Consider the following 10994-nt stretch of genomic DNA (forward strand, 5'->3'; position numbering starts at 1 on the left):
CCCGTACGTACGGTGCAACGGGAGGCACAGAAATAATAATTAATCTCAGTATTGATATTATTTCCTGTCTACCCTATTATAATACATATCTCAAGGAGGTGATAGTATGGCACATGTTCCCACATATCTTGCAATAGATATCAAATCATTTTATGCATCTGTAGAATGTCTAGAAAGAGGACTCGATCCACTAGACACCAATCTTGTTGTTGCAGATGCCTCACGTACAGAAAAAACAATATGCCTTGCCGTCTCTCCAAGTTTAAAAGCCTATGGTCTTCCTGGACGTGCAAGATTATTTGAAGTCATTTCTAAACTAAAAGAACTCAATCATCAAAGAGAACCACTTGAGGGAAGTTCTTTTCTTGCATCAAATCTTAATAAGAATAAACATAAAGCTATAGATTATATTATCGCAAAACCGCGTATGTCCCTCTATCTTGAATATTCGACACGTATTTACTCAATCTACTTAAAGTATTTCTCTCCTGATGATATTCATGTCTATTCTATTGATGAAGTCTTTATTGATGCCACGCATTATTTAGATACTTATGAGTTAGATGCTTTTCATCTTGTTCAAAATATTATTTATGATATATATAAAGAGGTAGGTATTACTGTGACTGCAGGGATAGGAACTAATCTCTATCTTGCAAAAGTCGCGATGGATATAGTTGCCAAACATAAAGAACCAGATGAAAAAGGAGCACGCATTGCTTATTTAAATACTTATGCCTATAGAAAGCTTTTATGGTCTCATACGCCTTTGAATGACTTCTGGAGAGTAGGTAAGGGTATTTCTACTAAACTGAATAATATCGGTTTATATACAATGGGAGATATCGCAAGATGCTCATTAGAAGATGAAGAAAAACTATACAATCTATTTGGAGTCAATGCAGAACTGCTTATTGATCATGCCTGGGGCTGGGAACCTTGTACCATGGCAGCCATTAAAGCCTATAAAGCACCTTCTAAAAGTATTGGAACAGGGCAGGTATTATCATGTGCTTATGATTATAAGAAAACTGAAATTATTTTAAAAGAAATGATAGAATCCTTAAGCATGGATCTCTTTGAAAAACATCTGGTGACTAATAAGCTTGTCCTTACAATTGGCTATGATATTGAGAATATGAAGGATTATCGTGGAGAAATCATGGAAGATCGTTATGGAAGAAAGCTTCCAAAGCATCTCCATGGAACAATTAATCTAGATAGATATACATCTTCTTATAAGCTCATGTGCGATGCCTTATTACGTTTCTATCACTTACATATTAATCATGCACTTACAATAAGAAGAATTCAGCTCAATGCAACACAGGTAAGAAGTGATGATGATATTCCTGTAACTTATAAACAGCTTTCTTTATTTGATGAAGAAAAGATAGAAGTGGATTTATCTAAAGAAAAGAAATTGCAGAGTGTCACACTTGATATTAAGAAGAAATATGGTAAGAATGCCTTACTTAAAGGCACTGATCTTCAGGAAGGGGCCACAACTAGAGAAAGAAATAAGATGATAGGAGGGCATAATGCATGAATTATGACGATATAATCAATATGAAACATCCTACTTCTATAAATCATCCAAGAATGTCCATGAATAATAGAGCGGCTCAGTTTGCACCCTTTGCAGCTCTTAAGACACATGTAGATAAAATAAGTGAAGCAGGAAGACTTACTACTCAAAAAAGTATATTAGATGAAGATCAAAGACAAGTATTAAATAGAGTACTTAACAATCTACTTATTAATAAAAAAGAACATCTTTCTATCATGATAGATTATTTTGTGGAAGACGAGTATAAAGAGGGTGGGTCTTATGCAACAGTAAGAGGTCAGTTTAAAGATATTGATGAAATCAATAAAAGAGTGATACTACTAGATAAAACAACCATTCTCATCGATGATATTTATCATATAAGTATACTAAAGGATTAAGACTGATTCATTTGGGTCTTTTTAATTGTTTAGCACTCAAATATTGACAATGCTAATAAAGGTGTGTATACTGTCTTTAGCATTTAAAATACTAGAGTGCTAAAGGAGCGTAAAAAAATGTCAGATAAGAAAGAATTTAAAGCAGAGTCTAAAAGACTCCTCGATTTAATGATTAATTCTATTTATACTCATAAGGAAATCTTCTTAAGAGAATTGATTTCGAATGCCAGTGATGCAAGTGATAAGCTTTATTATAAAGCATTACAAGAAAATATTTCTGGTTTCTCAAGAGAGGATATGGCTATCAACTTAATTGCTGATAAGGAAAACAGAACCCTTACAATTGCAGATGAAGGGATTGGTATGAATAAAGAAGAACTAGAAGAACATTTAGGTACTATCGCAAATTCTGGCTCTTTTGAATTCAAGAATGCCTTAGAAAAAGGTGTCAGTGATGTAGATATCATTGGTCAGTTCGGTGTAGGTTTCTATAGTGCCTTCATGGTGGCTGATGAAGTAGATGTTTATTCTAAGAAATATGGAGAAGATAAGGGTTACTTATGGAAGAGTGATACAAGTGATGGTTATACTGTTGAAGAAGCTGAAAAAGCAACACATGGTACAACTATTGTACTTCATTTAAAGAAAGATACTGAGGAAGAAGATTACAGCAAATATCTTGATCAGTATGAAATCGAAAGACTTGTTAAGAAATATTCAGACTATGTTCATTACCCAATCAAGATGGATGTCACTACTTCTAGAAAGAAAGAAGACAGCGATGAATATGAAGATGTTGTAGAAAACAAGACTTTAAACTCACAGGTTCCTTTATGGAAACGTCAGAAGAAAGATATTACTAAAGAGGAATATGATGAATTCTATAAGGCTAAATTTAATGATTTTGAAGCCCCTCAAAGAGTGATGCATAATACTGTAGAAGGTGCTGTCTCTTATACTTCACTATTATTTATTCCTTCTAAAACACCTATGAATTACTATTCACAGGACTATAAGAAAGGCTTACAGCTTTATTCACGTGGTGTCTTTATCATGGATCATGCTGAAGATTTAGTGCCAGAACACTTCAGATTTGTGAAAGGTTTAGTTGATTCACAGGATTTAAACTTAAACATCTCTCGTGAAATGTTACAGCATGACAGAAAGATGAAAGTCATGGCTAATAAGATTGAAAAACGTATCCAGACTGAACTTGAAAATATGTTGAAGGATGATCGTGATGAATATGTTACATTCTTTAAAAACTTTGGTATGCAGTTGAAGTTTGGTATTTATAACAGCTATGGTATGTTGAAGGATAAGCTTCAGGACCTACTTATGTTCTATTCTTCTGATAAGAAAGAACTTATAACATTAAAGGAATATGTTGAAGCTATGCCTGAAGATCAGAAGGAAATCTATTTTGCTTCTGGTGAAACAGTAGAAAAATGTGATTTATTACCACAGGTAGAATCTGTTAAATCTAAAGGCTATGATGTTTTATATATGACTGATAATGTAGATGAATTCTGCTTACAGATGATGAGAGATTATGATTCTAAGACATTCAAGAATGTCACTCAGGGTGATTTAGACTTAGAAACAGAAGATGAAAAGAAAGAACTTGAACAGAAGACTGAAGACAATAAGCCATTACTTGAAATCGTTAAGAAGGCTTTAGGTGATAAGGTACAGGATGTTAAGTTATCTCATCGTTTAAAATCTCATCCAGTATGTCTTGCCAGTGGTGATGGTGTATCATTTGAAATGGAAAAGGTACTAAACCAGATGCCAGATGCACAGGGTGTGAAAGCAGGAAGAATTCTTGAAATTAACCCAGATCATGATTTATTTAAATCATTACAGTCTGTATATGAAAAAGAACCTGTAAAGATTGATGAATATGCGTCTATCCTATTTGATCAGGCACTATTAATTGCTGGATTCTCAATTGATGATCCTGTAGAATTCTCTAATAAGATCACAAAGCTTATGATTGAGGCTTCTAAATAACAATTCAATTTGATATAATGAGAGCAGAAAAGAGGGATTTTTATGAAATTATTCTTATCTGCTCTTTGTTTATGTGCGAGCGGATTGTTAATATATTTTTCTTATAAATTGATTTATGCTTATACAATGATTGATCAGTTCCACGATGCATCATTAAAATGGATTGAAGCATTAAAAGAGAAGGATGAAGACTTAGAAAACATCCAGGCTATCTTATCTCAATATGAAAAACCAATTGATTTTATGTATAAAGTTTTTCATAAAATACATTCATTTCTGAAATAAATCATTTAAAGTTTGCGATTAACATAAATATATATAGAAAATGTTGTTTTTATATAAAATTATGAAAAATATCATTTTTATTGTTGACAATTAAAATCGTCTGACTATAATAAGACACATACATAAGAAAACTCAATGACAAAGAGAGTAGTTTAACTAGAAATCTAAGCGAGCTGGCGTAGGTGAGAGGTCAGTATGGAAAGTTAGATGAACCGCACTTTTGAGAGGATAATCTGAATACATAGGATTATCGGTATTCCGCCTTAAGGATAAGAGAGGATTTAGGAATAAATCAAGAAGAGTGGTACCGCGTTAATTGACGTCTCTTGCGAAAGCAAGAGGCGTTTTTGTTTTCTTAAAATAAAAAAAGGAAGGGCATATTTATGAAAAAATTATTAAGCGTAGTATTAGTTATGTTACTTGCTGTTGGAATGACTGGTTGTGGATCATCATCTAACGGTAAAACTGAATTATTAATTGGGGTATCTCCAGACTATCCACCATATGAATCTTACAACAACAAGAAAGAAATGGTTGGATTCGATATTGATATGACTAAGGAATTAGTTAAAATCATGAACAAGAATGGTGGTAACTATTCTTATAAGTTTAAAGCTTTAAGCTTTGATGCTATTTCATCTTCAATCACTTCAGATCAGGTTGATTTAGGTATTTCTGGTTTCACTTATCATAAAGATTGGAAAAACATTCTTTGGTCTCATGCATATAACACTTCTGAACAGATTGCTTTAGTAAAAGGTGATTCTACTTTCTCCAAAGCTTCTGATCTTGAAGGTAAAAAGATTGGTGCTCAGTTAGGTGCTACTGGTGTAGATGCTGCAAAAGATATTAAAGGTGCTCAAGTTACTACAGTAAAAGATGCTAAGATCTTAGTAGAAACTTTAAAATCAGGTGGATTAGATGCTGTTGTTCTTGATGGTGCTGTTGCTGAAAACTATGCTAAGAATGCTGGTTTAAAGATGATTGATGAACCATTAATCAAAGAAGAAAACATGATCATCACTAAAAAGGGTAACGACAAGTTAATGAAAGACGTTAACAAAGCAGTCGATGAATTTGTTAAATCTGATAAATACAACGAATTAAAAACTAAATGGGGTTGCTAATTTATTAATCACATAAGTGCAGATATGTTCTGTCTGCACTTAATTTTTTATTATTAAGGAGTCAATGCGAATGAAAACAATTATGGATATTCTTACGCCGTCTAATATTCAATTCATGATTTTCACTGGTGCAAAGTACTCTCTATTACTTGCAATAGGGGCTTTATTCTTCGGTGTTATTCTTGGAATTATTGGTGCGGCTTTAAAACTTTCAAAACATTTTGTATTAAGAGCAATTGGAAATATTTATGTAGAAATCTTCCGTGGCACACCAATGCTATTACAGATCATGTTCTTATACTTGGCAGTACCTACTGTTGTTCAGTCTATTACAGGACAAAGATTTCAGGCTGATCCATATGTATGTGGCTTAATTGCTATGAGCTTAAATAGTGGTGCTTATCAGGTAGAATTAATTAGATCTGGTATTTTAGGTGTTGATAAAGGTCAATGGGAAGCATGCGAAACAATTGGTTTAAACTATGTTCAGACTATGCGTTATGTTATTTTACCACAGGCATTTAAACGTATCATTCCACCTCTCATTAGTGAATTTATTACATTAATTAAAGACTCATCACTTATTTTCACAATTGGTGCAGTAGAACTACTTGCCACTGCAAGTGTTATTGGTGCCAATACATTTAACTATCTTGTACCTTTAACTGCAACAGGTGCTATTTATTTAGTAATGACACTTTGTATTTCAGCCATCGCAAGATATGTAGAAGGGAGATTAGCTGTCAGTGACTAACGATATCATGATCCAGGTGGATCACATTACAAAAAAATTTGGTAAATTAAAGGCTGTAGATGATGTATCTCTTACTTTAAAGAAGGGTGAAATTGTCTGCCTTATCGGCCCTTCAGGTAGTGGTAAAAGTACAGTACTTAGATGTATTGATCACTTAGAAAAGCCTGAAGCAGGTTCTATTTATATTGATGGTGCACTTTTAAAGGAAGGTACACCTGAATATAACAAGTTAAGAAGTAAAATGGGATTTGTATTCCAGCACTTTAACTTATTCCCTAATATGACTGTATTAGAAAACTTAACACTTGCACCTCTTAAGGTCATGGGTATGACAGAAGAAGAAGCCAATGCAGTGGCTATCAAGTACTTACAGAAAGTAGGTCTTGAAGATAAGAAGGATACTTATCCTAATAAGTTATCTGGTGGTCAGAAACAGAGAGTCGCAATTGCAAGATCTCTTTGTTTAAATCCAGAAGTCATGCTATTTGATGAACCTACAAGTGCATTAGACCCAGAAATGGTTATTGAAGTATTAGAAGTAATGCAGGATCTTGCAAAACAGGGTATGACAATGATGGTTGTGACTCATGAAATGGGATTTGCTAGAACTGTTGCAGATCGTGTGATTTTCTTAGAAAACGGAAAGATTGTAGAAGAAAATGATTCAGAAACTTTCTTCTCTCATCCAGAAAGTGATAGAGCGAAAGATTTCTTATCTAAAGTTATGCATTAGTTATTAAAAGGAGAAAGAAGACGTGTATTTAAAGGAATTTGATGTAGAAACATGGATGACGAACCATGAACAAAATTGTCAATACAATTTAGCTGATACATGTGTATCTGATATGTCTATTCATGAATTAGAGTCATTGATTCATAAAGATCTTATGAGTGATCTTATGCATATGCGTATGGATTATGGACCAATTACAGGCTCTGATTGTTTAAAAGATGCTATTCTTTCTTTATATAAGACAGGTACAAGAGATAATATTGCAGTCGCTCATGGGGCAATAAATGCTAATGAACATGTGATGGATACTTTATTAAATAAAGGAGACCATGTCATTGCATTAACACCTTCCTATGAACAGTTCTATTCTTATCCGGAATCAATTGGATGCGAGTATGATCTAGTAGAACTTAATGAAGACAATAACTGGGAACCTGTCATAGATGATTTTAAGAAGCTTATTAAACCTGAAACAAAGATGTTTATATTAAATAGTCCTAATAATCCGACTGGTACTGTTATTAAACAATCTTTAATGGAAGAATTGATTGAACTTGCTAGAAGTCATTCTATTTATATTCTTGTCGATGAAATCTATCGTGGTATGAATAATACTCTATGTGATAGTATTTCTGATATGTATGAATTAGGTATTGCGACAGCCTCTTTATCTAAAGTCTATTCCTTTGCAGGACTTAGACTGGGATGGATCAAAGGACCTAAACAACTTATTGATGAAATCAATTTTAGAAGAGATTATACAATCATCTCTACTGGTCCATGGAATGATTATTTGGCCACAGTTGTATTACAACATAAAGATTTAATACTTGATAGAAGTAGACATATCATTCTTGAAAATAAGAAAATATTAAAAGAATGGCTTGAAAAAGAAGACTTAGTAGAATGTGTCATACCAGAAGATGGTACTGTATGTTTCTTACATTATTTATTTGATATGCCCTCAAAAGAATTATGTGAGAAATTACAAAATGACACTGGTGTATTCTTTGTGCCAGGTATGGCATTTAATAAGGAATACCATTTGCGTTTTGGTTTTACTTCAGATTCAAAAATAATCAAGGAAGGCTTAGAAACATTCTCTTCCTGGATTCATTCGCATATTACAGAAGCAGAATAAACTGCTTCTTTTTTATTATATGCAAATCATTTGCATATTCATTGACATAGGAATAAGAATCATTATAATACAATTTGCAAGTCATTTGCATAGGAGGTATTCTATGAAACAATATCGTACAAAATACAAAGAATGTATTATTGAATATATGAAGAATAATGAAGATCATCGTTTATGTGCTAAAGATATTTATCAGGCGTTAGTTGATCAGGGATTAAGTGTGAATCTAGTCACAGTTTATCGTAATCTAGATAAACTATCACAGCAGGGACTTATACAAAAACATACACTTTCAGAAGAAGATAGTGTGTATTACCAATATGCAAGAGAAGAAAAGTGCAATCACCATCTTCACTTATTATGCAAGAGATGTGGTAAGATTGCGCATTTAGAATGTGATTTCATGGATATCATTCGTACACATTTATTAGAGGACCATGGTTTTGAAATTGATTGTAAGGATTCTACAATTGTGGGCTTATGTAAAGAGTGCAGGGAGGCTATCCATGCTTAAAAAGATAAGTTTGTTTATTCTCTCTTTATTATTAATGACAGGTTGTACAACAGAAACTAGAAAGAAGCCATTTAATATCGTTGTCACTAACTTTCCTTGTTATGATTTTGTTCGTGCAATTACTAAAAATGATCAAGATATGTCTATAAAGATGCTTATAAAACCTGGTATGGATTCTCATTCTTATGAACCCTCACCACAAGATATGGTTGCGATTAAAGAGAGCGATTTATTCTTTTATGTAGGTGGAGAATCAGATGAATGGGTGGATAGCTTGCTAGCTGATATGGACTCTAAAAGAATAGTTAAAATGTTGGATCTTGTGTCTCATCTTCAGCATGAAGAACACGTTGAAGGGATGGAAGAAGAAAAACATGAAGAACATGATGAACATGAAGAAGAATATGATGAACATGTCTGGACAAGTCCTAAAAATGCAATGGAAATTGTTTCTGGCTTAAATAAGAGAATGTGTGCACTCGATCAAAAACATGCATCAAAGTTTAATGAGAATACAGAAAACTATATTAAACAGATTGCATCTGTTGATTCTAGTTTTAAGCAAATAGTCAAGCAGGCAAATAGAAAAGATATAGTTGTAGGAGATCGTTTCCCTTTGCTTTATTTTGCGAAAGAATATGGTCTTACATATAGTGCTGCATTTCCAGGATGTTCTGAACAGACTGAACCAAGTGCATCTACTATTTCTTATTTAATTGATAAGGTCAAGAAGGATCACAATCCTGTTATCTTTAAGATTGAATTATCCAATGGACAGATTGCTCGTACTATTTCTGAAGAAACAGGTGCAAAAGTACGTACTATTCAAAGTATGCATAATGTGAGTGCAGAGGATTTTGATAATGGTGAAACATATGTTTCAATCATGCGTAAAAACGCAAAGGCAGTAAAGGAGGCACTTCAATGAAGACATTTATAAAAGTAGATCATTTGCATCTAGGTTATGATAATCAAGAAGTAATCAATGATCTTTCTTTTGATATAAATCAAGGTGATTTTATTACTGTACTAGGACAAAATGGTGCAGGTAAAAGTACCCTGATTAAAGGATTGTTAGGACTTATTAAGCCAATGGAAGGGCAGATTACATATTATATAAATGAAAGAGAAATAGGTTATATGCCTCAAGAAACAAAGGTGGATCGTCATTTTCCTGCTTCAGTATATGAAATAGTCTTATCAGGCGCATTAAATAGAGTAGGGTATCGTCCTTTCTTTAATTCAAAAGAAAAGAAACTTGCAGTAGAATGTTTAAAGACACTTCATATAGAAAACCTTAAAAACAATTCCTTTGGGGAACTATCTGGAGGGCAAAGACAGAAGGTCTTACTTGCAAGAGCACTATGTGCAACAAGAGAATGTTTAGTACTTGATGAACCTTCTAATAACTTAGACTATGATTCTAAAGAAGAATTCTATACTGTTTTAAAAGAACTTCATCAAAAAGGTTTAACAATTATCATGATTACTCATGATTTAGCGTCTCATGAAGTGATTGGTAATAAGATTCTTCATTTAGATAAAAATAACTATAGAATGGAGGAAGTTAAATAATGAATACATTACTCCATATGTTTAACTATACATTTATTATTCGTGCTTTTATTGTTGGCTTACTTATTTCATTATGTGCTGCAATGTTAGGCGTAAATCTTGTCTTAAGAAAGAATGCGATGATCAGTGATGGTTTATCCCATGTCTCTTTTGGAAGTTTTGCGATTGCGACAGTATTAGGAGTGGCACCACTTTATTTAGCTGTACCAGTAGCAGTGATTGCGGCTGTAATGATACTAAAACTTAACAACAATCATCATATTCATGGTGATGGTGCTATTGCGGTTTTATCATCTAGTTCACTTGCGATTGGTATTATGGCTATATCACTTACAAAAGGTGTGAATACAGATATCAATAACTACTTATTTGGTAGTATCCTTTCGCTTAATAATCAAGATATGATTATAAGTGTTGTTTTATCCCTTATTGTACTTATTCTTTATATTTTCTCTTATCATAAGATGTTTGCATTGACGTTTGATGAAGATTTTGCGAAAAGTACTGGTATTAACGTAGAATTCTACAACATCATTATCGCAATACTTTGTTCACTTACAATAGTATTAGGTATGCGTATGATGGGGGCACTTCTTATTTCAAGTTTAACAATTTTCCCATGTCTTACATCCATGTATTTCTGCAAGGATTTCAAGCATGTAGTAATTTCTTCTGCCATCCTTTCTTCTATTTGTTTTATTGTAGGATTATCTATTTCATACCTCTATGCAGCCCCAACTGGAGCGTCTATTGTAATTGTGAATTTAGTTGTTTTATGCATTACACAGCTTATTCATTATGTCACTACAAAATCATAATTAAGTCTGTCAACCGAAATTGATAATGTCTCAAAAATAATCAAACATTAGCACCACAACGGTGCTTTTGTTTTGCAGCATAAT

Annotated in this window: 12 protein-coding genes and 1 other annotated feature; all 12 genes read left to right on the forward strand. The window is 33.0% G+C overall.

Annotation, left to right across the window (positions count from 1 at the left end; genetic code table 11):
* The first annotated feature begins 106 nt into the window (after positions 1 to 106).
* The 12 genes from EAI80_RS09820 (at position 107) to EAI80_RS09875 (ending at position 10910) form a co-directional block, all read left to right on the forward strand.
* Complete coding sequence (locus tag EAI80_RS09820) at positions 107 to 1549, forward strand: DNA methylase (protein WP_129981875.1); 1443 nt, start codon at positions 107 to 109, stop codon at positions 1547 to 1549.
* Positions 1546 to 1950 (forward strand): hypothetical protein, encoded by a 405-nt coding sequence (locus EAI80_RS09825; RefSeq protein ID WP_129981876.1) that lies wholly within the window; start codon positions 1546 to 1548, stop codon positions 1948 to 1950. Before EAI80_RS09820 ends, EAI80_RS09825 begins: the two co-directional genes overlap by 4 nt.
* Before the next feature lie 117 nt (positions 1951 to 2067).
* On the forward strand, positions 2068 to 3963 hold the full coding sequence (gene htpG, locus EAI80_RS09830) for a molecular chaperone HtpG (protein ID WP_129981877.1): 1896 nt from the start codon (positions 2068 to 2070) through the stop codon (positions 3961 to 3963).
* A 42-nt stretch (positions 3964 to 4005) separates the two neighbouring features.
* A complete protein-coding gene (locus EAI80_RS09835) occupies positions 4006 to 4248 on the forward strand; it encodes a hypothetical protein (protein ID WP_129981878.1) in 243 nt (80 codons plus the stop codon).
* A 126-nt stretch (positions 4249 to 4374) separates the two neighbouring features.
* Positions 4375 to 4578, forward strand: a binding site (T-box leader).
* Positions 4579 to 4631: 53 nt separating this feature from the next.
* Positions 4632 to 5375 carry a transporter substrate-binding domain-containing protein gene (locus EAI80_RS09840; RefSeq protein WP_129981879.1) on the forward strand — a complete coding sequence of 248 codons (744 nt, stop codon included), beginning with the start codon at positions 4632 to 4634 and terminating at the stop codon, positions 5373 to 5375.
* Between the two features lie 64 nt (positions 5376 to 5439).
* On the forward strand, positions 5440 to 6129 hold the full coding sequence (locus tag EAI80_RS09845; protein ID WP_187012406.1) for an amino acid ABC transporter permease: 690 nt from the start codon (positions 5440 to 5442) through the stop codon (positions 6127 to 6129).
* Positions 6130 to 6136: 7 nt separating this feature from the next.
* Positions 6137 to 6862 carry an amino acid ABC transporter ATP-binding protein gene (locus EAI80_RS09850; protein WP_117458609.1) on the forward strand — a complete coding sequence of 242 codons (726 nt, stop codon included), beginning with the start codon at positions 6137 to 6139 and terminating at the stop codon, positions 6860 to 6862.
* 22 nt (positions 6863 to 6884) lie between these two features.
* Complete coding sequence (locus tag EAI80_RS09855; RefSeq protein ID WP_129981880.1) at positions 6885 to 8003, forward strand: aminotransferase class I/II-fold pyridoxal phosphate-dependent enzyme; 1119 nt, start codon at positions 6885 to 6887, stop codon at positions 8001 to 8003.
* A gap of 103 nt (positions 8004 to 8106) precedes the next feature.
* On the forward strand, positions 8107 to 8517 hold the full coding sequence (locus EAI80_RS09860; protein ID WP_238634558.1) for a transcriptional repressor: 411 nt from the start codon (positions 8107 to 8109) through the stop codon (positions 8515 to 8517).
* Positions 8510 to 9445: a metal ABC transporter substrate-binding protein gene (locus EAI80_RS09865; protein WP_129981882.1), complete on the forward strand. Its 936-nt coding sequence runs from the start codon at positions 8510 to 8512 to the stop codon at positions 9443 to 9445. The genes EAI80_RS09860 and EAI80_RS09865 overlap by 8 nt, the downstream gene beginning before the upstream one ends.
* Complete coding sequence (locus EAI80_RS09870) at positions 9442 to 10092, forward strand: metal ABC transporter ATP-binding protein (protein WP_129981883.1); 651 nt, start codon at positions 9442 to 9444, stop codon at positions 10090 to 10092. Before EAI80_RS09865 ends, EAI80_RS09870 begins: the two co-directional genes overlap by 4 nt.
* On the forward strand, positions 10092 to 10910 hold the full coding sequence (locus EAI80_RS09875) for a metal ABC transporter permease (protein ID WP_192924045.1): 819 nt from the start codon (positions 10092 to 10094) through the stop codon (positions 10908 to 10910). Before EAI80_RS09870 ends, EAI80_RS09875 begins: the two co-directional genes overlap by 1 nt.
* Positions 10911 to 10994 lie beyond the last annotated feature (84 nt).

The sequence above is a fragment of the Catenibacterium sp. co_0103 genome (genome assembly GCF_004168205.1).
GTDB lineage: Bacteria > Bacillota_I > Bacilli_A > Erysipelotrichales > Coprobacillaceae > Catenibacterium > Catenibacterium mitsuoka_A.